The 22,780-nt window shown below is 65.1% G+C and carries 21 protein-coding genes and 1 tRNA gene; 16 read left to right on the forward strand and 6 right to left on the reverse strand.

Annotated features, from left to right (window positions below):
• The first annotated feature begins 9 nt into the window (after window positions 1-9).
• From CEY08_RS10070 to yihG, 6 genes are all read left to right on the forward strand, one after another.
• Window positions 10-726 (forward strand): response regulator transcription factor, encoded by a 717-nt coding sequence (locus CEY08_RS10070; RefSeq protein ID WP_076815510.1) that lies wholly within the window; start codon window positions 10-12, stop codon window positions 724-726.
• The gene (locus CEY08_RS10075) at window positions 723-2,093 is read left to right on the forward strand and encodes a sensor histidine kinase (RefSeq protein ID WP_076815508.1); all 1,371 of its coding nucleotides are present in this window, start codon (window positions 723-725) and stop codon (window positions 2,091-2,093) included. The genes CEY08_RS10070 and CEY08_RS10075 overlap by 4 nt, the downstream gene beginning before the upstream one ends.
• An 86-nt stretch (window positions 2,094-2,179) precedes the next feature.
• Window positions 2,180-2,905, forward strand: a complete 726-nt coding sequence (locus CEY08_RS10080; RefSeq protein WP_232033794.1) for a phosphatase PAP2 family protein — start codon at window positions 2,180-2,182, stop codon at window positions 2,903-2,905.
• 148 nt (window positions 2,906-3,053) lie between these two features.
• The gene (locus CEY08_RS10085; RefSeq protein WP_042795148.1) at window positions 3,054-3,782 is read left to right on the forward strand and encodes a FadR/GntR family transcriptional regulator; all 729 of its coding nucleotides are present in this window, start codon (window positions 3,054-3,056) and stop codon (window positions 3,780-3,782) included.
• Between the two features lie 142 nt (window positions 3,783-3,924).
• Window positions 3,925-5,820 carry an LTA synthase family protein gene (locus CEY08_RS10090; protein ID WP_076815504.1) on the forward strand — a complete coding sequence of 632 codons (1,896 nt, stop codon included), beginning with the start codon at window positions 3,925-3,927 and terminating at the stop codon, window positions 5,818-5,820.
• Window positions 5,821-6,101: 281 nt separating this feature from the next.
• On the forward strand, window positions 6,102-7,019 hold the full coding sequence (gene yihG / locus CEY08_RS10095) for a 1-acylglycerol-3-phosphate O-acyltransferase, YihG family (RefSeq protein ID WP_088607658.1): 918 nt from the start codon (window positions 6,102-6,104) through the stop codon (window positions 7,017-7,019).
• Between the two features lie 7 nt (window positions 7,020-7,026).
• Here the strand turns inward: yihG and fahA are convergent, their stop codons facing one another.
• Window positions 7,027-8,346: a fumarylacetoacetase gene (gene fahA, locus CEY08_RS10100; RefSeq protein ID WP_076815502.1), complete on the reverse strand. Its 1,320-nt coding sequence runs from the start codon at window positions 8,344-8,346 to the stop codon at window positions 7,027-7,029.
• Window positions 8,347-8,470: 124 nt separating this feature from the next.
• On the reverse strand, window positions 8,471-9,769 hold the full coding sequence (gene hmgA / locus CEY08_RS10105) for a homogentisate 1,2-dioxygenase (RefSeq protein ID WP_063959960.1): 1,299 nt from the start codon (window positions 9,767-9,769) through the stop codon (window positions 8,471-8,473).
• A gap of 166 nt (window positions 9,770-9,935) precedes the next feature.
• Here hmgA and CEY08_RS10110 point away from each other — a divergent pair, with 166 nt between their 5' ends.
• Window positions 9,936-10,844, forward strand: a complete 909-nt coding sequence (locus tag CEY08_RS10110; protein ID WP_063642829.1) for a LysR family transcriptional regulator — start codon at window positions 9,936-9,938, stop codon at window positions 10,842-10,844.
• Window positions 10,845-10,851: 7 nt separating this feature from the next.
• Here CEY08_RS10110 and CEY08_RS10115 read toward each other — a convergent pair whose 3' ends face one another.
• The 4 genes from CEY08_RS10115 to mutM all read right to left on the reverse strand — a co-directional run bounded on the left by CEY08_RS10115 (window position 10,852) and on the right by mutM (window position 14,780).
• A complete protein-coding gene (locus CEY08_RS10115; RefSeq protein WP_042795145.1) occupies window positions 10,852-11,046 on the reverse strand; it encodes a DUF2783 domain-containing protein in 195 nt (64 codons plus the stop codon).
• Between the two features lie 19 nt (window positions 11,047-11,065).
• Entirely contained in the window at window positions 11,066-12,745 is a 1,680-nt protein-coding gene (locus CEY08_RS10120) for an FAD-dependent oxidoreductase (protein WP_042795144.1), read from the reverse strand.
• A 114-nt stretch (window positions 12,746-12,859) separates the two neighbouring features.
• A complete protein-coding gene (locus CEY08_RS10125) occupies window positions 12,860-13,813 on the reverse strand; it encodes an MBL fold metallo-hydrolase (protein ID WP_042795143.1) in 954 nt (317 codons plus the stop codon).
• 139 nt (window positions 13,814-13,952) lie between these two features.
• Complete coding sequence (gene mutM / locus CEY08_RS10130; RefSeq protein ID WP_042795142.1) at window positions 13,953-14,780, reverse strand: bifunctional DNA-formamidopyrimidine glycosylase/DNA-(apurinic or apyrimidinic site) lyase; 828 nt, start codon at window positions 14,778-14,780, stop codon at window positions 13,953-13,955.
• Here mutM and CEY08_RS10135 point away from each other — a divergent pair.
• The 9 genes from CEY08_RS10135 (at window position 14,779) to ychF (ending at window position 22,780) form a co-directional block, all read left to right on the forward strand.
• Window positions 14,779-16,665, forward strand: coding sequence for a tetratricopeptide repeat protein (locus CEY08_RS10135; RefSeq protein ID WP_042795140.1), 1,887 nt, complete (start codon window positions 14,779-14,781; stop codon window positions 16,663-16,665). The genes mutM and CEY08_RS10135 overlap by 2 nt on opposite strands.
• A gap of 17 nt (window positions 16,666-16,682) precedes the next feature.
• Window positions 16,683-17,261 carry a lipoprotein insertase outer membrane protein LolB gene (gene lolB / locus CEY08_RS10140; RefSeq protein ID WP_042795139.1) on the forward strand — a complete coding sequence of 193 codons (579 nt, stop codon included), beginning with the start codon at window positions 16,683-16,685 and terminating at the stop codon, window positions 17,259-17,261.
• Between the two features lie 15 nt (window positions 17,262-17,276).
• Entirely contained in the window at window positions 17,277-18,188 is a 912-nt protein-coding gene (gene ispE / locus CEY08_RS10145; RefSeq protein WP_042795138.1) for a 4-(cytidine 5'-diphospho)-2-C-methyl-D-erythritol kinase, read from the forward strand.
• Between the two features lies 1 nt (window position 18,189).
• Window positions 18,190-18,266, forward strand: a tRNA-Gln gene (locus CEY08_RS10150).
• 140 nt (window positions 18,267-18,406) lie between these two features.
• Window positions 18,407-19,357 (forward strand): ribose-phosphate pyrophosphokinase, encoded by a 951-nt coding sequence (locus CEY08_RS10155; RefSeq protein WP_006227587.1) that lies wholly within the window; start codon window positions 18,407-18,409, stop codon window positions 19,355-19,357.
• Between the two features lie 147 nt (window positions 19,358-19,504).
• Complete coding sequence (locus tag CEY08_RS10160) at window positions 19,505-20,119, forward strand: 50S ribosomal protein L25/general stress protein Ctc (protein ID WP_042797362.1); 615 nt, start codon at window positions 19,505-19,507, stop codon at window positions 20,117-20,119.
• A 98-nt stretch (window positions 20,120-20,217) separates the two neighbouring features.
• The gene (gene pth / locus CEY08_RS10165; RefSeq protein WP_063959956.1) at window positions 20,218-20,814 is read left to right on the forward strand and encodes an aminoacyl-tRNA hydrolase; all 597 of its coding nucleotides are present in this window, start codon (window positions 20,218-20,220) and stop codon (window positions 20,812-20,814) included.
• The gene (locus CEY08_RS10170) at window positions 20,814-21,593 is read left to right on the forward strand and encodes a CPBP family glutamic-type intramembrane protease (protein ID WP_042795136.1); all 780 of its coding nucleotides are present in this window, start codon (window positions 20,814-20,816) and stop codon (window positions 21,591-21,593) included. The genes pth and CEY08_RS10170 overlap by 1 nt, the downstream gene beginning before the upstream one ends.
• Window positions 21,594-21,688: 95 nt before the next feature.
• Window positions 21,689-22,780, forward strand: a complete 1,092-nt coding sequence (gene ychF, locus CEY08_RS10175) for a redox-regulated ATPase YchF (protein ID WP_042795135.1) — start codon at window positions 21,689-21,691, stop codon at window positions 22,778-22,780.

Genomic DNA, 22,780 nt, shown 5'->3' on the forward strand with positions numbered 1-22,780 from the left:
AACGCAACCATGGCAACCAGTCCCGCGGCAGGCGCGAATTACCGGGTGTTGGTCGTCGAGGACGACCCCGTCATCGCCGGCAACCTGTATACCTTCCTGGAAGCGCGCGGCTTCCTGCCGGATGCCGCCTATTCCGGTCCGGCCGCGTTGGCGCGCCTGAAAGAGCAGCGCTTCGACGCGCTTATCCTGGACATCGGCCTGCCGGGCATGGACGGCAATGCGGTGCTGCACACGCTGCGCAATGACATGCGGGCGGACGTGCCCGTGCTGATGCTGACCGCCCGCGACAGCCTCGAAGACAAGCTGGCGGGTTTCTCGCATGGCGCGGATGACTACTTGACCAAGCCCTTCGCGTTGCTGGAGGTCGAGGCGCGCCTGATCGCGCTGATCCAACGCGCCAAGGGTGTGACCGTGGATTCGGTTCGGGCCTTTGGCCCGTTGTCATTCGACACCCGCAACCGCGAGGTGTCCGTCAACGGCAACCCTGTGCACCTCACGCGCAAGGCGGGCCTCATCATCGAGGCGCTGTTGCGCGAGCCCGGAAGGGTGGTGTCGCGTGAAGAGCTGGAGTCCACGCTGTGGGGCAACGAGCCACCTTCTTCGGATGCGTTGCGCAGCCAGGTTCATCTGTTGCGCCGCGCGCTGGCCGATGCGGGGTTTGATGGCATCGAGACCATACATGGGACCGGTTGGCGCCTGACGATGGAAGGCGGAGCGTCAAGATGACGGGCGTCTCGTCGGCGGCGGCCGGAGGCACCCTGACCCAACGGGTGGTGTGGGCGCTGACCGGCACCGTCGCGCTATTCGTGACGGCGCTGGCTCTGCTGGCCTATCTGACCTTCGACCAGATGGAAGACGATCTGGTCAATGACATTCTGAATACCGAAATGGACCGGCTGGTGCAGCATGCGCGCGTCAGCGACGGCTTCCTGCCGCGCGACGGCGTTCGCGAACTGGGCGGTTCCATGCGAGCCTGGTTCAGCGTGGACGGCAAGCCGCCCTTAGGCATGCCCCAGGAGATCGCCGCCCTCGAAAGCGGCCTGCACCTGGTCGAACCCGGCGCGTACACCTGGCATGTCATGGTGGCCGACACGGGCCGCAGCAAGGTGTATCTGCTGTACGACGCCACTGAGAACGAGGGCCGGGTGCATGATTTCGGCCTGATCGTGCTGGGCGTGGGCGCCATTTGCGTGGTTGGAGCCTATGCGCTGTCGCGGCGCGTGGCCGCCATCGCCGTCGGCCCGTTGCTGGACCTGACCGACCGGCTGGCCACCTGGGCGCCCGGATCCCCGGACATGGCGGTGACGCGCGACGATGAGGCGGGCCGCCTCATCGAGGCCTTCAACCGCGTGCAGAACCAGGTGGATCGGTCTATCACGCGCGAACGCGAATTCGCCGGCAACCTCAGCCATGAGGTGCGCACGCCCTTGGCGGCGATCCGCTCGGATAGCGAGCTGATGTTGCTGACGCAGGACCTCACTCCAGACCAGCGCCAGCGTCTGGCGCGCGTGGTGGACAACGTGGACGACGTGATCGTCTCGCTGGAGAGCGCGCGTTCCATGGCACGGGACGAACTGCGGCCCGCAGAGCCCGTCAATCTTGCCGAATGCATGGACAACGCCTGGCGCGGGTACGAAGCCCAGGCCGGGCTGGCCGGGCTCGGCTTCGAAAACCGGATTGCCGCGGGCCAGGTCCGCACCCTGGACCGCTACGCCTTGTTGACCGTTTTGCGCAATCTGGTCCGCAACGCGGTGGAGCACGCTGCGCCGGCTACGCTGACGGCCAGCATGGCGGCCGACGGCGGGCTGGAACTCCGCGACGACGGCAAGGGCATCGCCGCCGACGACCTGCCGTTCCTGTTTCGCCGCTATTACAGCGGCCGCATGCGGGATTCGGGGACGGGCAGTCCCGACGAAACGCCGCGCGGCCTGGGCCTGGCGATCGCCAAGCGCGTTTGCGACATGCAGGGGTGGTCGCTGTCGGTCGACTCGTCGCGCGAGGGCACGCAGCGCGGCACCTGCTTCACATTGCATTTCGGTGCCGACGAAGGCAAGACAGAGGCGATTGAAGGCCGCGGTCAGGCCGAAATTTGACGAAATTTCGACTGCGGGCGGCCTAAGCTTTTCGTTTGCCCGACGGTCTCCTGTCATCTTTCATGCCGCCTCTATCGCCGCCCGCGATGCGCAAGCCAACGCCGGCCTCGTACCTGCTCAGCCACGTCGTTGCAGTCACGCTCGCGCTGGCCTGTCTGGCCTGGTGGGCCAATGCTTCCGGGCTGGACCTGCGCATCGCGCGGTCGTTGTTCGATCCGGCGCTGGATGATTTTCCCCTGCACCTGAACCGGTGGCTGGACCTCGTCGGCCACCGCATGGTGCTGGCCTTGCCGATCGGGGTGGCGCTGGCCGCCGCGGGCGTGGTCGCGGCAAGCTACCGTATCCCCGCCTGGCGGCCGTGGCGAGGGCCGGCGCTGGCGGTGGCGGCGACCTGTCTGGCCGGACAATTGCTGGTGAACCAGCTGAAGCACTACACAACCTTGCCGCGTCCCTATGACCTGGATTCATTGGGCGGGTACACGCCCTATCCGCAACACTGGTGGACCTGGGTGAGGTCGGAAGCCGGCGGAGCCTTGCCCAGTGGCCATGCCGGGGCGGGCTATTCCATGCTGACCCTGTATTTCGCGGGATGGGCGTTGGGGCGGCCGGCCTGGCGCTGGTGGGGCCTGGCCGTGGGTGTCGCGGCGGGCGTCGGCTTTTCCATCGTGCGTATCCTGCAAGGCGCCCATTTCCTGAGCCAGACGCTCTGGTCCGCCGCCTTGCTGTGGTTCCTGGCTGCCGTCTTTTTTTACCCCATGATCGCGGCGGGCACCGGCGCCTCCGGTTCCGAGCGCGAAGCGCGGGATCTTTGAGACGCAAGCCTGGCAAGACGGTTGAAGCGCTGGCGCGCGGTTCATCGGACACGCCTTATCGGGGCCGGATCGCGTCGTCCGCCCAAAGTACAATGGGCGTCGATGCTCGGCCTCCGGGCCCTGCTCAACCGCTTTCGGACCTTTCTTGATGAACGCTCCCGCCGATACCCCCGCTTTGCCGCGGCGTCGTCCCCGGAACCTGGCCCAAGGGCTGGTCGAGAACATCACGGAACGTATCCGCAATGGCGATATCCGGCCTGGCGACAAGTTGCCGACGGAATCCGAGATCATGCGCCAGTTCGGCGTCAGCCGGACCGTAGTGCGCGAGGCGCTGTCCCGGTTGCAGGCGTCCGGCCTGGTCGAGACGCATCATGGCGTGGGCACGTATGCGCTGGAACCCAGCGGCAGCGGCGATTTTCGCGTGGACCCCGCCGATATCGCCACGGTGCGCGATGTGCTGGTGTTGCTGGAACTGCGCATCTGCCTGGAAAGCGAGGCGGCCGGCTTGGCCGCTGCCCGTCGCAGCCAGGCGCAGTTGCATGAGATGCGGCGCGCGCTGGACGCCTTCAAGAGCGCTTTGGACGGCGGCGGCGACACGGTCACGCCGGATTTCCAGTTTCACCTCCTGATCGCGCAAGCCACGAGCAACCGTTATTTCGCGGATCTCATGTCGCACCTGGGGTCGGCCATCATTCCGCGCACCCGGATCAATTCCGCGAAGTTCGCGCACGAAGACCGCGCTTCCTATCTGGCGCGCGTGAACCTGGAGCACGAGGATATCTACGGCGCCATCCAGCGGCAGGATGCGGAGGCCGCGCGCGCGGCCATGCGCACGCACCTGAGCAACAGCCGCGAGCGCCTGCGGCGCGCCCAATAGGGCGCGGCCGGTCGTTCGCCCCAAACCGCGTTAACCTTTGCGCGTTTTCAAATTTCGAACCACGAGGCGGCATGGCTCTGCTCGGCATACACGACGGCATTTTTTCTTCTGAGCGGGCGTCGCGGCGCCACGGGGCGGTTACATGCGCCAACTGACTTTACGGTTCATCCTCGCCGTCCTGGCCCTGCTGACGCTGTCACGCCTGGGTCTGGCTTTCTGGATGTGGGACCGCGTCGAGGCCGCGGGCGGGCTGGCGCCGTTGCTGCTGGGCGGTCTGCGCATCGACATCTGCCTGATGGCGATGGTGATCGCGCTGCCGGCGGTGCTGTCCCCCTGGTTCGGACACCGGCCGTTGGCGGCCCGCATCACTGCCTGGTGGTTCCGTGTCTGGTGGATGCTCTATGTGCTGCTGGAAGTCTCCACGCCGCAGTTCATCGCGGAGTACGACACGCGGCCCAACCGGCTCTATTTCATCTACCTGCTCAATCCCAAGGAAGTCGGGTCGATGCTGTGGCAGGGCTACAAGGGCGTGCTGCTGGCCGCCTTCGTGGTGCTGGTGCTGGCTGCCTGGCTGGCGGTCCGGCTGTTTCCCACGCGAGTGCGCGATCCGTTCATGTCGTGGTGGAAGCGGCCGGTGGCTTCGTTCCTGATCCTGGCGCTGGTGTTCCTGGGCGCGCGCGGCACGCTGGAGCATCGTCCGATCAATCCGGCCAAGGTGGCATACAGTTCAGACGCCATGGTCAATGCGCTGGCATTGAATTCGTTGTACAGCGTGTTCGACGCTGCCTATCGCATGCGCGATGAGCGCTCGTCGGCCGCCATGTATCCCAAGATGCCGGTGGATGAAATGAATGCCATCGTGCGCGAGAAGGCGGGCCTGACGGGCGCGCCGCTGGATCCGCGTTATCCCAGCCTGCATGAGCAGAAGGCGACGGTGCGCCGGGACAAGCCGCTGAACCTGGTGATCATCCTGCAGGAAAGCCTGGGCGCGCAGTACGTGGGCAGTCTGGGCGGACGTGATCTGACGCCCAACATCGACCGGCTGGGCAAGGAAGGCTGGATGTTTCACCGCGCCTATGCGACGGGCACGCGGTCGGTGCGGGGCATCGAGGCCGTTACCGCGGGTTTCCTGCCCAGCGTGGCTGACGCGGTGGTGAAGCTGCCGCGTTCGCAGACCGGGTTTTTCACGCTGGCGCAGGTGCTGGGCAAACATGGCTACCATTCGCGCTTCGTATATGGCGGCGAATCGCATTTCGACAATATGCGGGCCTTTTTCCTGGGCAACGGCTTCGATGAGATCGTCGACCGTCCGAAGTTCGTGAATCCCGTATTCGAGGGGTCATGGGGAGCCTCGGACGAAGACATGTTCAACCAGGTGGACCGGCTGCTGCGCGCCGATGGCGATAAGCCGGTGTTCACGCTGGCGTTCTCGGTGTCCAATCACTCACCGTGGGAGTATCCGGAAGGGCGCATCCAGCCTCAGGGGGATCCGGCCACCGTGGACAACACGGTGCGCTATGCGGACTGGGCACTGGGCCAGTTTTTCGACAAGGCGCGCAAGGCTCCGTACTGGGACAACACGGTGTTCCTGGTGATCGCGGATCACGATTCGCGCGTCTACGGCTCCATTCCCGTTCCGGTGCGGCATTTCCAGATTCCCGCGCTGATCCTGGGCTCGGGCATCGCGCCGCGGCAGGACGACCGGCTGGTCAGCCAGATCGACATGGCGCCTACCATGCTGTCCTTGATGGGCCTGGACAACGTGAATCCTATGCTCGGCGTGGATCTGACGCAGCGGGATCCGAACCGGGCGATGATGCAGTACGCGGATAATTTCGGCTATCTGCGGGGGGATCAGTTGCTGGTGCTGGAGCCTTCGAAGCCGCCGCGGCAGTTCCGATACGAGGCTGCGCCTGTGGGGCGGGATGAGGTGTATGCGCCGGTGGAGCCTTTGGATCCTCAGCTCTCGGAAGAGGCATTGGCGCATGCTTTGTGGGCCAGTTGGGCTTATCGGGAAGAGCGGTACCGCCTGCCTTGATGGCGGCTGGCCTCTGCGGGATGCTGCTGGTTTTTTAAGACGCTTGGGGTGTCGGGAGCCTGGCGCACGCGGGCGGCCTCATCCAGCATACGTTCTGTCTTGCGGTGGGTGCTGACGCTGCGCGTGATGGTGGGCTTGATTCTGCGCAAGTCGGATTTTTGGTGAAGGTAGGAAACTGGCGCATGACTTTTCCTGAATCGTCTTCCGGGGCTGGCCGCGCCGCTGCGGCCCAATCAAACAAATCCGATGCCCGCGCGTCCGAGCGGCGCCGCGTATTGCCGTTGCCGCGTGGGCGGTTCGCATGGGTGACGGGGGGCGTCAGTACCGTCTGGCTGGCGCTCAACACGGTGTTCTGGTGCCTGCTGCTGTTTCCACTGGCCTTGTTGAAGTTGCTGCTGCCGTTCGCGGCGGTCAGGCGGAGCGTCGATCCCGTGCTCAATGGCATCGCCACGGCCTGGGTGTCCTGCAACGCCGGATGGTTGGCGCGGATCCAGGATATGTCCTGGGATGTGCGGGGCCATGACGGGTTGCGCTACGCCGACTGGTACCTGGTCAACTGCAACCACCAGTCCTGGGTGGACATCTTCGTGCTGCAGCATTCGCTCAACCGGCGTATTCCGCTGCTGAAGTTCTTCCTGAAGCAGCAGTTGATCTATGTGCCCGTGATCGGGCTGGCGTGGTGGGCGCTGGATTTTCCGTTCATGAAGCGCCACGGCAAGGCGGCGTTACGGCGCAATCCGGATCTGGGGCGGCAGGATCAGGAAGCCGCGCGGCGCGCGTGCGCGAAGTTCTCGTTGGTGCCGACCAGCGTGATGGTATTTGCTGAAGGAACGCGTTTCAGTGCGGCCAAGCGCGATGCGCAGGGATCGCCGTATCGGCATCTGCTCAAGCCCAAGGCGGGCGGACTGGCGGTGGCGCTGAACGCGATGGGCAAGCGTTTTCGCTCGATGATAGACGTGACGATCGTCTATCCGGGGGGCGCTCCCAGCTTTTGGGACCTGGCTTGCGGCCGTGCGGGCCAGGTGCTGGTGCGTATGCGGCAGTTGCCGGTGCCGCCGGAGTTCTGTGACGCCGACTACACCGGTGACAAGACTTTCCGCTCGACCTTCCATCATTGGCTGGGCCAGCAATGGCAGGCCAAGGACGAAGAGATCGAGGCGTTGATGGCGCCCGCAAGAGCGGGCGCCGGCGCGGACTAGGCGCGGATCAGGCGCGGGCCGGCAGTACCTGGCCCGAGCTTTCGCCAAAGCCTATGCGCGGATAGCCGGCCTTCACGCATTCGGCGCGCATGATGATCTGATCGCCGTCCTGCAGGAAGGTGCGTTTTTCGCCCCAGGGCAGTTCGATCGGATTTTTGCCGCCGTTGGAAAGTTCAAGCAGCGAGCCGGCTTCGGAAGGCTGGGGACCGGACAGGGTGCCGGTGCCCAGCATGTCGCCCGGTTGCAGGTTGCAGCCGTTGACCGTGTGGTGCGTGATCAGTTGAGCCACGTTCCAGTAGGCGTCGCGGAAGTTGCTGCGCGACAGGAAGGCGGGCGGTTGCTTGTCGGCACGCGATTTCTCGGTGGTCAGCAGGACTTCCATCTGCACGTCGAAGGCGCCCTTGGCGCGGTTGGCGTCGGACGCCAGGTAGGGCATGGGTTGCGGTTCGGACGGGCCGCGGTTCCATTGCGTGCGGAACGGCTCGAGCGCTTCCATGGTGACGATCCAGGGCGAGATCGTGGAGGCGAAGTTCTTGGACAGGAAGGGACCCAGGGGCTGGTATTCCCAGCCCTGGATGTCGCGCGCCGACCAATCGTTCAGGATGCACAGGCCGAAAACATGGGATTCGGCGTCAGCCAGGCTGATGCGATCGCCTTGGGCATTGCCCGTGCCGACGAAGATGCCCAGTTCCAGTTCGTAGTCCAGGCGGGCGCAAGGACCGAATTGGGGCGTTTCGCCTTCGTTGGCGGGGCGGGTCTGGCCGACGGGACGGGGGAACTTCTGATCCACGCCGATGCTCGAGGCTCGGCCGTGGTAGCCGATGGGCACCCACTTGTAGTTCGGCAGCAGGGGGTTGTCGGGACGGAACTGCTTGCCCACGGCGGTGGCGTGGTGCACAGAGATGTAGAAGTCGGTGTAGTCGCCGATGCGGGCGGGGGTGGTGTACTCGGCGTCGGCCTGGCTGATCAGCAGCGGCTCGACGGTGCCGCGCAGGGCCGCGCCTTCACGCAGCGCGCGAGACAGGGCGAGGCGCAGGGCGCTCCAGTGGGCCTGACCCAAGGCCATCAGGGCGTTCAGGCTGTCCGTGGCGCAAGCGGCCAGGGCTTCGGCCGCCAGGCCTTCGAAGGGCTGCTTGGCAGCCAGCGCGGCGAGGTCAAGGATCTGGTCGCCGATGGCCACGCCGGGGCGGAACGATTCGTTTGTGCCCTTGCGGCGGAACGCGGCGTAGGGCAGGTTCTGCACCGGGAAATCCGACTCGCCGGTGTTGGCGCTGGCGACCCAGCTCTTGAGCGACGGGTCGTGGGTTTCATTGATGGTGGTGGTCATGGCTGCGTGTCTCTTTCAGTGTGGTTATGCGGTGGCCGGGCGTCAGGCGCCGGAAAATCCAAATGCCAAACGGCGATGAGCTTGCGCTCATCGCCGCGGGCGCGGAAAGCAGAGGTTCTGCGTATCACGCCTTGCTGGGGTCGAAATGCTTGGCTATGCCCTGCCAGCACCGGTAGTAGTCGCCCTGCAATTCTACCGAGGCCAAGGCCTGTTCCGTCGGGCGGATGACGCGCCGCGTCTCGAACATGAACGCCATGGTGTCGCGGATGTAGTGGGCGGTGCTGGTGTCGGCGTGAGAAGCCTTTTCGAAGGTCTCGGCGTCGGGCCCGTGGCCGCTCATGCAATTGTGCAGGCTGGCGCCGCCAGGGGCGAAGCCGTCGGCCTTGGCGTCGTAGACGCCCTGGATCAGCCCCATGAATTCACTGGCGATGTTGCGGTGGAACCAGGGCGGACGGAAGGTGTTTTCCATGGCCAGGATGCGCGGGGGGAAGATCGCGAAGTCCATGTTGGCCGTTCCCGGGGTGTCCGACGGCGCGGTCAGCACGGTGAAGATCGAGGGGTCCGGATGGTCGTAGCTGATGGAGCCGACGGTATTGAAGTTGCGCAGGTCATACTTGTACGGCGCGTGCGTGCCGTGCCAGGCCACGACGTTCAGCGGCGAATGGCCGATGGAAGCGCGCCAGAAGCCGCCCGTGAACTTGGCGATCAGTTCGAAGTCGCCTTCGATGTCTTCGTACCACGCCACGGGCGTCTTGAAGTCGCGGGCGTTTGCCAGGCAGTTCGAGCCGATGGGGCCCAGCTCGGGCAGGCGCATGGCCGCGCCGAAGTTCTCCAGCATATAGCCGCGCGCGGCGCCGTCCAGGAGTTCCACGCGGAAACGCACGCCACGCGGGATGACGGCGATTTCCAGCGGTTCCAGGTCGATCAGGCCGAGTTCGGTGGCCAGGCGCAGGCGGCCTTCCTGCGGCACCAGCAACAGCTCGCCGTCCGCGTTGTAGAAAAAGCGTCCCTGCATCGAACGGTTGGCCGCGTACAGGTGGATACCCACGCCGCTTTGTTCGTCAGGGCCGCCGTTGCCGCCCCAGGTCTTCACGCCTTCCAGGAAGTCGGTGGGGGCGGAGGGAATGGGCATCGGGCTCCAGCGCAACTGATTGGGCGTGACGGGCCCATGGCCAAACGTGCTCAGCCAGCCCGTGGCGCCGCCGAAGGCTTCGAAGGGCTTGTGCTGCACGCCCGGACGGATGCGATAGAGCCAGGAGCGGCGGTTTTCATTGCGCGGCGCGGTGAACGCGGTGCCGGACAATTGCTCGGCGTACAGGCCGTAAGGGCATTGCTGCGGCGAGTTGCGGCCCACCGGCAACGCGCCGGGCAGGGCCTCGGTGGCGCAATTGTTGCCAAAGCCGGTCTGGTATTGCAGTTCCATGGAATCCTCCTGAGCGGCGGCGCGGTGCTTGGCCGCGCGGCCTGATGCGGGTGGCCGGTCCGGAAGGCTTCCGGTGACCGATATGCCATTGTCGGAAAAAATCCCCGCTGCGGCTACGGGAATGCAAAAATAGAGACTATAAATTTTGTGAATAGTAGGGGGGCGCATGGCGGAACTGCGCAATGTCGATCTGAATCTGCTGCTGCTCTTCCAGCATCTGCTGGAGGATCGCAACCTGTCGGCCGTGGCGCGGCGGATGGACCTGTCGCAACCCGCTGTCAGCAATGCGCTGCGGCGGCTGCGCGAGGCATTCGGCGACGACCTGTTCGTACGCACGGCGCAGGGCATGCTGCCCACACCGCGCGCGCAGCGCCTGGCGGGCCCTGTCAGCGAGGCGCTGACAATGCTGTCGCAGGCGCTGAAAGACCAGGACGTCTTCGACGCCGCCACCAGCACGCGCCGCTTCCGCGTGGCGATGACCGACGTGGGCGAAATCCACTTCATGCCGCGGCTGATGGAAGTCTGCGTGCAGGTGGCGCCATTGGTGCGTATCGATTCCGTGCGCGTGCAGGGGCCGGACCTGCCGCGGGAAATGGAGACGGGGCGCGTGGACCTGGCGATCGGGGCGTTCGATGAAATGGGGGCGGGGACGCTGCAGCGCATGCTGTTCCGCCAGGGCTACGCAACCTTGTTCCGGCAGGCTCATCCGACGGCCCATGCCGGTATGGGCCTCAAGGCCTTCCGAGCCGAGCGCCACTTGATCGTCTCGCGCGCGGCGCCCTATGGGCAGGTCAATCAGTCCATGGAGCGCGCGGGCGTCGACCTGGCCGAGCACTTCAGCGTGCCGCACTTTTCGGCCGTGCCGTATATCGTCAGCGCTACCGATTTGCTGGCCACGGTGCCCGAGAAACTCGCCGCCAGCGCCGCGCCGCCATTCGGCCTGCGCTACATGACGCCGCCGATAAGGGTACCGGCGCTGCAGACCAATATGTACTGGCAGCGCCGGGTGGATCGGGACAGCGGCAACCAGTGGCTGCGGACGCTGATCGTGAACACCTTTGCGGTGGGAGCCTGACTGGCGTTTACGGCGCCACGGAAGCGCGCGCCTGGCTCAGGGCCTCGCGCAGCACGTCCATGTCGCCCAGGTGGTTGGCCAGCAGCAGAATCAGTGCCGCGTTGAGTTCCTGGCTTTGCTCGTTGGTGAGATCGCGATGGGTCTCGATCAGCGCTTCGTAGAAGTCGTCCGGCGAGCTCAGGTTGGTTTCGGTAATCAGCATGATGAAGTGATCTCGAAGTTCAGGCGCGGCCCGTGGCGCGGCCGACGGCGGCAGTGACGGCAGCGGTGTCGAAGGTGCGCCAGCGGCCGCAGACGTGCTGGTCGGGGCGGATCAGGTAGGCGGTGCCGGCTTGCGCGTCGTAGCGCTTGCCCAGGCAACCCTCGCGGTCGGTGACCGCAGCCAGCTCCTTCGGCAGCGCCGACAGGTCGCACAGCGGGCTGGCCACCAGCACGGCCTTGACCGGCACGGGCGCCAGGCGCAGCGCCTGCAGGGCGAGCAGCGTGTCGCGCTCGGGCAGGGTATCGCCGCAGAACAGGGCCAGCACGAATTCGCCATTCAGCTGCGCCAGCCACCAGTCCTGCACGCCTTGCGTATCCACAGGCGCGTCCAGCGCCACCGCGCCCGGCACCATGCGGCCAGTGAAGGCGTCGGTGTCCGGCGTGTTCAACGGGGAACCTGCGTAGGTCGCGGGCAGCGACAGGCGGCCGCTGTTGACCAGCGAGCGCGCGAAGGGATGAGTCTTCGCGAGGTTCAGCACCGCATTGCGGAAGCTGCGGCTGATGTCGCTCTTGGGCGTGATGAAATCGGTGGCGCGCGAAGAGTTGAGGATGTTCTCGTCGGCGGCAAATTCGCGTTCGACGCTGTAGCTGTCGATCAGCGCTTCGGGTGCCTGGCCGGCCAGCACCAGCTTCAATTTCCACGCCAGATTCTCGGCGTCCTGCACGCCGCTATTGGCGCCGCGGGCGCCGAATGGCGACACGCGATGCGCGGAGTCGCCCGCGAAGACCACGCGGCCATGGCGGAACTTGTCCATGCGTTCGCACGCAAAGGTATAGACGCTGACCCATTCCAGCTCGAAGCGCGCGTCGGGGCCCAGCAGGGCGCGGATGCGCGGCAGCACGTTTTCGGGCTTGACGGCTTCGACGGGGTCGGCGTTCCAGCCCAGCTGGAAGTCAATGCGCCAGACGTTGTCCGGCTGGCGGTGCAGCAGCACCGACTGGTTGGGATGGAATGGCGGGTCGAACCAGAACCAGCGTTCGGTCGGAAAGTCCGCCTGCATCTTGACGTCGGCGATCAGGAAGCGGTCGCGGAAAATGCGGCCATGGCTTTCCTGGCCGATCAGCTTGCGCACCGGCGAGCGCGCGCCGTCACAGGCGACGAGCCAGTCGGCATGCAGGGCGTACGCGCCGTCGGGCGTTTCCACGTTCAAGATCACGCCGTCATCGCGCTGCTCCACGCCGACGACCTTGTTCTTCCAGCGCAGATCGATGTTGGGTTCCTGGCGCGCCTGCTCGTACAGATAGCCTTCGGCGTAATACTGCTGCAGGTTGATGAAGGCGGGGCGGCGATGGCCGGGCTCGGGCAGCAGGTCGAAACGCCAGACTTCCTGTTCGCGGAAGAAAACCTTGCCCACGTTCCACGAGACGCCCTTGTCTATCATGCGTTGGCCCACGCCCAGACGGTCCCAGATTTCCAGCGTGCGCTTGGAAAAACAGATGGCGCGGGAGCCCGTGGACAGGCGGAAATCGTCGTCCAGCACCACCACGCGCACGCCCTGGCGGGCGAGATCCAGCGCGGTGGTCAGGCCCACCGGGCCCGCTCCCACAACCACTACCTGATGGCGCGCAAGCTCGCTGGCGGCCTGGTCCGCATGCTTTTCATAGGCGAACTCCATCGCCTGAAAGTCGATGTCTCCCACGGTTGTCTCCTGTGTGGGTCATATTGTTTTTATGTCACGTCACCGCGCGCTGCCTTGCGGCGCGCGATTCCGGTTCCTGCTGGCTAGGGCCGCGTGGCGCGGCCCCATTTGGAATCAGCCTTCCAGCTGCGCCCACATTTCCAGGTCGCGCTTATCGGTCCAGATGCGCGGGTGGGTATGGCCGGTGGCCTCGTCATAGGCGCGCGACACGTCGAACGGCATGCAGTGATCGAAGATCACCCAGTCGCTGTAACGCGGCTTCATGAAGTCGTAGACCTCGCGGTAGATGGTCTTCAGGTCCTTGCCTTCGGCCACGCCGCGGTTCACTGCGCCGTACAGGTCCGTCAGGAAGGCGCGCGTGCCAGCCAGGCCCTGGCGGACTTCGGTGGCGTTTTTCAGCGCCGGGCCACGACCGGGGACCATCTTTTCGGCTTCAAAGCCGGACAGCGCGTCCAGCGTGGTGGGCCAATCGCGGAAATAGGCGTCGCCGCAATAGGGGGTGGACTGGTATTCGACCAGGTCGCCGGCGAACAGGATTTTCTGCTCGGGCAGCCAGGCAATGGTGTCGCCCTTGGTGTGGCCGCGGCCGACTTGCAGCAGCTTGACTTCCAGGTTGCCCAGGTTGACCGTCATTTCGCCCTTGAACGTCATCGTCGGCCAGACCAGGCCCGGCGGGATCGATTCGGCGTTGCGGAACAGGCGGGGGAAGCGGCCGATTTCGCTGGCCTTGTCCTGTTCGCCGCGCTCGGCGATCAGGTCATAGGTATCGCGGCTGGCCAGGATTTCCTGGGCGTTGTAGGCGGACGCGCCGAACACGCGCACGGCGTGATAGTGCGACAGCAGGATGTACTTGATCGGCTTGTCCGTGACTTCGCGGATGCGGCGGATCACGTCTTGCGCCATGACCGGGGTGGCCTGGGTGTCGACCACCATGACGGCCTCGTCGCCGATGATCACGCCCGTGTTGGGGTCGCCTTCGGCCGTGTAGGCATAGGCGTTGTCGGACAGTTTTTCAAACGAGACGACCTTGTCGTCCAGATCGGCGTGCGAGGCGAATTGCTTGCTCATGGAGGCTCCTTCCACTTTTATAGGAATAGGGTGTGTGGAAGGAATATAGCCCGACGTTAGTGTTTGTGCAATACGTTTGCTATAAACAAATGCCCTTGTTTTTACAGGGATTTCCCGCGGATTTCCGGGGGCGTTACGGTCAGTTTCTTTGGCATTTCGGACAGTAATAGGTGGCGCGCTGTCCCTGGACGATGCGGCGTATCGGGGTGGCGCAGACCCGGCACGGCAGGCCTTCGCGTTCGTAGACGGCGGCGTGGATCTCGAAGTAGGCGCCCGGCTCGCCGGTGGCGCCTACATAGTCGCGCAGCGTGCTGCCGCCCGAGGTCAGGGCGTCGGCCAGGGTGGCGCGCACCATGTCGGCCAGGCGCTCGCAGCGAGCGGGCGATAGCTTGTTGGCTGGCGTCTTGGGATTGATGCGGGCGCGGAACAGGCTTTCCGACGCATAGATATTGCCCACGCCCACCACCGCCATGCCAGCCAGCAGCACCTGCTTGACGGCAGCGCCATGATTCTTGAAGTGGCGATGCAGCCATGCGCCGTCAAAGCGCGGGTCGAAGGGCTCGATGCCCAGCTTGGCCAGCAAGGGATGGGCGTCTATGGGGCCGTCGCCAGCGGGATGCCAAAGCACCGCACCGAAACGCCGCGGGTCATGCAGGCGCAGCACGGCCTCGTCGAATATCCATTCGACGTGATCATGTTTGCGCAGGAATTCACCGGGCGCGACGCTGCGCAGCGACCCCGACATGCCCAGATGCACTATCTGGGTGCCGTGTTCGAACCGCAGCAGCAGATACTTGCCCCGGCGGGCGCACTCCAGCACGGCGCGGCCGGCGATCGTGGCCGGCAGATCCGGCGGGATCGGCCAGCGCATGCGGGATTCATGGACGACCAGCCGCGTCAGTGTCCGGCCGGTGATGACGGCGTCGATTCCCCGACGCGTGGTTTCGACTTCAGGCAGTTCCGGCATGAGCCAGTGTAAGATCATTAATTGCGTGTACGAAGATTGTGCCATCAACCGGACGGGCCGCGTGAAGTCGTCTTTCAAACCTATAAACATCGGGATCGCCGCGCTAGCGCTTGCGCTGGCAGCAATACTGACCCCGCCGGCCCAGGCCGCCGACAGCCGGACGCGCGATGCGACCGGGCCCAGGATGGCGCCCCAGAGCCGCCAACCTGAAACCGAAGTCATACGGCTGCGCCCCGGGCAGTTGCCCTATGTCTCGCTGACCGCCGATATCTTTTATCGCGTGCTTGCGTCGGAGATCGCCGCGCAGCGCGGCATGTACGGCTCGGCGGCGACCACCATGCTGGGCCTGGCGCGGGATACCGGTGATCCACGCCTGGCCCGTCGCGCCCTGGAGTTCCAGTTGGCCGGCGGCAATCTCCCCGGCGCCTTGGACGCCGCGCGGGTCTGGGCGCGCCTGTCTCCCAACGACGTCGAGGCCAGTTCCACCGAGCTCGCGCTGGCCGCGGCCAACGGTCAGACCAAGGGGCTGTCCCAGGCCCTGCGCAACCGTATCGATTCCTCGCGCGACAAGCCGGCGGCCATCGGCCAGGCTTTGGCTGTGCTGAGCCGGCTGAATGACCGGCGTCTGGCCCTGCGCATCCTCGACGAATCCTTCAGCGACAGCGTGCGCAAATTGCCTGCCGCACACCTGGCGTTGGCGGACGTGGCGTCCGCCGCAGGCGACTACCCCCGCGCCGCGCAGGAGTCGCGCGCCGCCCTGGCGGCGGAGCCCAAGTCGGAAGCCGCTGCCCTGCGCGTACTCGAATATGGCTACAAGGTAGATCCGCAGCGCGCGCAGACCGAGGCGCGCGCCTACATCGCCCGCAATCCCAACGCCCGCAAGGTGCGCCTGATGCTGGCCGGCCAATTGGCCGACAGCGGCGACTACAACGGCGCGCTGGCTGAACTGCAAGCGATGTCGCGCCGTTCGCCGGAAGATTTCGACCTGCTGTTCATGCAGGCGCAATTGGCCTATAAGGCCGGGCAGCTGCCGCAGGCCAAGACGTTGTTGCAGCAATACCTGGACGTGCAGCAGCAGCGGCAGCGCGCCACCGTGCCGGGCGCCACTGACGCCGGCGCGGCTGCGGCCGACGCCCACGTGCTGCTGGCCCGCATCGCGGAAGACCAGGGCCATTACGACGACGCCATCGCCGAATTGGGCCGCATCGACGATCCGACGCTGCGTTACTCGGTGCGTATGCGTCAGGCCGCCTTGCGCGCCAAGAGCGGCCGCGTGGACGACGCGCTGGCCTTGATCGACGCCGCAGGTCCCCAGGACGAAGAAGAACGCACGCTGGGCGTCTTGACCAAGGCGCAGATCCTGCGCGACGCGGATCGCGTGGCGCAGGCAGTGTCCGTGCTGGAGGCCGCCGATCAGGCGCTGCCCGATACGGTCGAGATCAAATACGAGCTGGCCATGCTGTATGAACGCCAGAACCGCCTGGCGGACCTGGAGCGCATGCTGCGCCAGGTCATCGCGCTGGATCCGGATCATGCGCATGCCTATAACGCGCTGGGCTACACGCTGGCCGACCATAACCAGCGCCTGCCCGAGGCCCTGGACCTGATCACGCAGGCGCTCGAACTGGCTCCCAACGATCCGTTCATCCTGGACAGCATGGGCTGGGTCAAATACCGCATGGGCGATTCCGCTGCGGCCGCCGATTATCTGCGGCGTGCCTACAGCGTGCGTCCGGAAGCCGATATCGCGGCCCACCTTGCCGAAGTCCTCTGGACCCAGGGCAAGCGCGACCAGGCCATCGAGCTGTTGCGCGCCGCTCTGACGAAAGACCCCAAGAACAAGACCGTCCAAGACGTGGCCAAGCGCCTGGGGATCAACCTGTGACGGCAGTTGTTCAACGCATGCAGGGCGTCGCAGTTGCGCTGCGCTGGTTTCTGATGGCGGCGCTGGCGGCTACGCTGGCTGCCTGCACCACGCCCAAACCCATTGAAGGCGCCAGCGCGGACGCGTTTTCGCGCATCGGCCGCTTCGCCATCACCGTCAACGAGGAAAGCGGCAAGCAGAACGCTGTGCAGGGCGGCTTCTCGTGGTCGGACGATGGCCGCCACTATGTGCTGGACCTGACGAATCCGCTGGGCTCGACCGAGGCGCGCGTTGAAGGGCGTCCCGGCGCGGCCAGCCTGACCAAGGCCGACGGCACGCGCCTGGTCGCGGACAATCCCGACGCCCTGGCCGCGGAAGCGCTGGGCAGCAGCATGCCGGTGTCCGGCCTGCGCGATTGGTTGCGCGGCAAGCTGGCTGCCACGCCCGAGGCGACCGAGGTGTCCCGCGATGAGCTGGGCCGCCCGGCGTCATTCGAGCAGGGCGGCTGGCGTGCTCGGCTTTCGCGCTATGACACGTTGGGCCCTCAATTGCTCGTGCTCGAGCGTCTGGAGCCGGGCCGTCGCATCATGCTGCGGCTGGTCGTCAATCAGCCCTGAACGACGGGCCCCGCCGTGACTCTGTACGACGTACCTGCTCCCGCCAAGCTGAACCTGTTCCTGCATGTCGTGGGGCGGCGCGCCGACGGCTACCACCTGCTGCAGACTGTCTTCCGCTTCATCGATCTCTGCGACACGCTGCATTTCGACCTGCGCTCAGACGGCGTCATCAGCCGTGCGACGGAGCTGGCGGGCGTGCCGGAGGACCAGGACCTGACCTTGCGGGCCGCGCATGCGCTGCAGCGGGCCACGGGCGTGAGGCAGGGCGTGCAGATCGGGCTGGAAAAACGCATTCCTCAGGGGGGCGGCCTGGGAGGCGGCTCCAGCGACGCAGCCTCGGTGCTGATCGCGCTCAACAAGCTGTGGGGGACAGGACTGTCGCGGCGCGAGCTGATGGCGCTTGCATTGCCGCTGGGCGCCGATGTGCCGGTGTTCGTCTTCGGGCAGTCGGCGTTTGCGCAGGGCGTGGGCGAGGACCTGAGCGCGGTGACGCTGCCGGAACGCGCTTATCTGGTGGCGCAGCCGGACGCCAGCGTGCCCACGCCAAAAATATTTTCCGCGCCCGATTTGACAAGAGATTCTTCTTACATCACAATAGCGGACTTTCTTGCTTCGCCTACTTTCTGCTTCGGCAGAAATGATTTGGAGCCGGTGGTCTTCCGCCTTTACCCTGAAGTGCTTGGGGCATCGCGGTGGCTTGCTGAACAGGGAATCCTTCGTGGAACCCCAGTTCGCATGTCGGGATCGGGTGCGTGTTTATTCGCCGAATTTTCCGAACTTTCCGAAGCCGTTTTGGCAGAAGCAGAAATATCCGCTATAATGCGCGGCGCTGATAAAACATTCAGCCAAACGCATCCACGGTTTCGGTTAGTGCAGGCATGTGCCGGATTAGCTGAACATCCGTTGCGGAATTGGATTGCAAGATAGTTGGGGAGTCGCCAAGCTGGTTAAGGCACCGGATTTTGATTCCGGCATGCGAAGGTTCGAATCCTTCCTCCCCAGCCAACCGAATACATAAAAAAGCTGTTGAACACGCCTGTAAGACACTGGCCCGGGTTCAGCAGCTTTTTTATTTTCCGGGTCCGCTGGTGCATCATCTCGCATCACCTCGTTAGTGTCTTGAAACGACCATCGCATCATCCATCATGGCAAACGATAGCTTCATGATTTTCACGGGCACAGCCAACACTCGGCTGGCCGTGGACGTAGTCAACCACCTCGATATGTCCCTGGGCAAGATGACCGTCGGTCGCTTCTCGGACGGCGAAGTGATGGTCGAGATCAACGAGAATGTGCGCGGCAAGGACGTCTTCGTCCTCCAGCCCACCTGTGCTCCCACCAACGACAACCTGATGGAAATCATGGTGATGGTCGATGCCTTGCGCCGCGCTTCCGCTGGCCGCATCACCGCCGCCATTCCGTACTTCGGCTATGCCCGCCAGGACCGCCGCCCGCGTTCGGCGCGCGTGGCCATCTCGGCGAAGGTCGTGGCCAACATGCTGCAAGTGGCCGGTGTTGATCGCGTCCTGACGATGGACCTGCACGCCGACCAGATCCAGGGCTTCTTCGATATCCCCGTGGACAACATCTACGCGGGTCCGATCCTGTTGGGCGACATCTGGCGCCGCAATTTCTCGAACCTGGTCGTCGTGTCCCCGGACATCGGCGGCGTGGTGCGGGCCCGCGCGCTGGCCAAGCAACTGGAAGCCGATCTGGCCATCATCGACAAGCGCCGTCCGCGCGCCAACGTGTCGGAAGTGATGAACATCATTGGTGAAGTCGACGGCCGCACCTGCATCATCATGGACGACATGGTCGACACCGCCGGCACGCTGTGCAAGGCGGCCCAGGCCCTGAAGGACCGCGGCGCCGGCGCCGTTTACGCCTATTGCACGCACCCCGTGCTGTCGGGCGGCGCCATCGACCGCATCGAAGCGTCGGAACTGGACGAACTGGTCGTCACCGACACCATTCCGCTCTCCGAGCAAGGCCAGGCCAGCGGCAAGATTCGCCAGCTGTCGTGCGCCGCGCTGTTGGGCGAGACCATCCTGCGTATCTCGAACGCGGAATCGGTCAGCTCGCTGTTCGTCGATTAAGACGCAGCGTCCCTCGGACGAGCAGTCCGGATACTGAGTTCTGCGCCTTGCTGGTCGCGGCAAGGCGCAACAAACACGGCGCGCATTTTGCGTGCCGTGCACCAACCGGCGGAGTCTCTTCGCCATTTATTGTTTTTGGAGTTTTCCATGAAATTCAATGCCACTGCGCGTAGCGTCCAGGGTTCGAGTGCGAGCCGCCGCCTGCGCCGCGCGGGCCGCGTTCCCGCCATTGTCTATGGCGGTACGGCTGCCCCCCTGAACATCGAACTCGACCACAACGAGATCTACCACGCCCTGCGCAAGGAAGAATTCCACGCGTCGATCCTGCAAATGGCGCTGGAAGGCGCAGCCAAGGAAGAGCAAGTCCTGCTGCGTTCGGTTCAATGGCACGCCTACAAGCCGCAAGTCCTGCACGTGGACTTCCAGCGCGTGGACGCCAACCAGGCCCTGCACACCAAGGTCCCGTTCCACTTCATCAACGCTGAAGTCTCGCCGGCCGTGAAGCTGGGCGGCGCCATCATCAGCCACGTCCTGACCGAACTGGAAATCACCTGCCTGCCGGCAGCGCTGCCCCAGTTCATCGAAGTGGACCTGAAGGACCTGCTGCCTGGCGCTTCGGTGCACCTGGCCGACATCAAGCTGCCCAAGGGCGTGACCTACGTCCCCCATGGCGGCGACGCCAACCCGCTGCTGGCCGCGACGGCCGTGGTCAAGGGCGGCGCTGCCGCCGACGAAGGCGCTGCCGAAGCTCCGGCCGCCTAAGTCCTGCCGGAAAGCCTTCGGGCTTTCCACGGCTGGTGCCCGAAACCCTGCGTGTGCATTTGCATGCGCAGGGTTTTTTGGTTTAAACACCCCCCATCATGTCTACTCCTATACGTCTCATTGTGGGACTGGGTAATCCCGGCCCCGACTACGAAACCACCCGGCACAACGCCGGCTTCTGGCTGGCCGACCACCTGGCGGACGACTTGCGCACTTCTTTTGCGCTGGAGAAGTCCTTTTTCGGGATGGTGGCCAAGTCCCGCCTGGGCGCGGACAACGTGCTGCTGTTAAAGCCCAACACCTACATGAACCGATCCGGACAGGCGGTGGGCGCGCTGGCGCGCTTCTACAAACTGACGCCGGAGCAGGTGCTGGTGCTGCACGACGAGTTGGACCTGTTGCCGGGGCAGGTAAAACTGAAGCAGGGTGGCGGCCACGCAGGCCACAATGGCTTGAAGGACATCCAGGCGGCCCTGGGCAGCCCGAACTTCTGGCGCCTGCGCATCGGCATCGGTCATCCGCGTACGTTGGGACTGGCGCAGCAGGTGGCGGACTTCGTCCTACACCCGCCGCGCCGGGAAGAGCAGAAGCAGATCGAATCGGTCATCGACCGTTGTCGCGCCGTGGTGCCGGCAATGCTGGCCGGCGATTTCCCCTTGGCGACGCGCCAACTTCATAGCGGCAACGAAGCCTGATGACAGACTTGCGGCAGGCCGCGCCCCGCGGGAAATTGCGCTTTCGCAGCGAGATCGTGGATTTCTGGCGTTTCATTCGCCATCCGCATCCGGCATCGCGTTTACCGGGCCGCGCGTCCGCCAGCGGCTTGGTGGCCGACTGGTGGCCGGGCTTGGGGCCCGGCCGTCTGCTGGCCTGGGCCGCGCTGCTGTGGGCTGTGAACCTGTTTGCGCTGGGGCCGGTGGCGGTGGCCGCCGCCGGACTGGGCGGCGTCACGCACCGGCTGGATCCTGCCAATATTCCTTGGTTGACGGCGGTGATCTGGGCGCCGCTGGTTGAAGAGACACTGTTCCGCTACGGCCTGCGCCGTCCGAAGCAGGCGCTATGGCTGATTCCGGCGATGGTACCTGTCGTGCTGTGGGGCCCCAAAGTCTGGACCGGTCTGCTGCTGGCCGCGTTCGTGATCCTGGCCTGCTGGGGCGCGCGGCAACGGCCCGAGCCGCTGCAAGGCTGGGACACGACCTGGCGGCGCTACTACCTGAAGCATTTCGGCCTGGTGTTTCACTTGGTCGCGCTGACCTTCGCCGCCGTGCACCTGACCAATTTCGTCTATGCCAAGACGCCGTTCTGGCTATTGCCCCTGCTGGTGCTGCCCCAGTGGCTGACAGGCCTGGTGCTGGGCTGGATGCGCGTGCGGCGCGGCATCGGCGCCGCCATTCTGCTGCACTCCGTTTTCAATGCCGGCCCCATTTTGATGATCTGGATCATCATGCGCTGGGTGCCCGCCGCGGCCGCTTAGCGGGGCCGCAACCCCGCGGGCCGGGCGCAGCCCCGTCGCCCGGCCGGGGTAAACTAGAACGTTAACGATCAATACCGTACTTACACAGGATTCCCATGGCTCTGCAATGCGGCATCGTCGGCCTGCCCAACGTTGGCAAATCGACACTCTTCAACGCTCTGACCCGCGCCGGCATCGCCGCCGAGAACTATCCGTTCTGCACCATCGAACCCAACGTCGGTGTGGTCGAAGTGCCGGATCCGCGCCTGCAGAAGCTGGCTGAAATCGTCAAGCCCGAACGCATCCTGTCCGCCACCGTCGAATTCGTCGACATCGCGGGCCTCGTCGCCGGTGCGAGCAAGGGCGAAGGACTGGGCAACCAGTTCCTCTCGCACATCCGCGAAACCGACGCCATCGTCAACGTGGTGCGCTGCTTCGAAGATCCCAACGTGATCCATGTGGCCGGCAAGGTCGACCCCATCGCCGACATCGAAGTCATCGAAACGGAACTGGCCCTGGCCGACCTGCAGACCGCCGAAAAGGCCTTGCAGCGCCACCAGAAGACGGCCCGCTCGGGCGACAAGGAATCGCAGCGCATCGTGGCCGTGCTGGAAAAGTGCGTGGCCCAGCTGAACGAAGCCAAGCCCATTCGCGCCCTGGACCTCTCGCCCGAGGAAAAGGCCGACATCGCGCAACTCTGCTTCATCACCGCCAAGCGCGCGATGTACGTGGGCAACGTGGCCGACGACGGCTTCACCAATAATCCGCTGCTCGACCGCCTGACCGAATTCGCCGCGGCGCGCAACGCGCCCGTGGTCGCTATCTGCGCCGCCATCGAATCCGAAATCGTCGACCTCGACGACGCCGATCGCCAGGCTTTCCTGTCGGACATGGGCATGGAAGAACCCGGCCTGAACCGCCTGATCCGCGCCGCTTTCAAGCTGCTGGGCCTGCAGACCTACTTCACCGCGGGCGTGAAGGAAGTGCGCGCCTGGACCGTGCCGATCGGCGCCACCGCGCCCCAGGCCGCCGGCGTCATCCACACCGACTTCGAACGCGGCTTCATCCGCGCGCAGACCATTTCCTATGACGATTACATCACCTACAAGGGTGAGCAAGGCGCCAAGGAAGCCGGCAAGATGCGCGCCGAAGGCAAGGAATACATCGTGCAGGACGGCGACGTGATGAACTTCTTGTTCAACGTCTGA

Source organism: Achromobacter insolitus, assembly GCF_002209555.1.
Lineage (GTDB): Bacteria > Pseudomonadota > Gammaproteobacteria > Burkholderiales > Burkholderiaceae_B > Achromobacter > Achromobacter insolitus.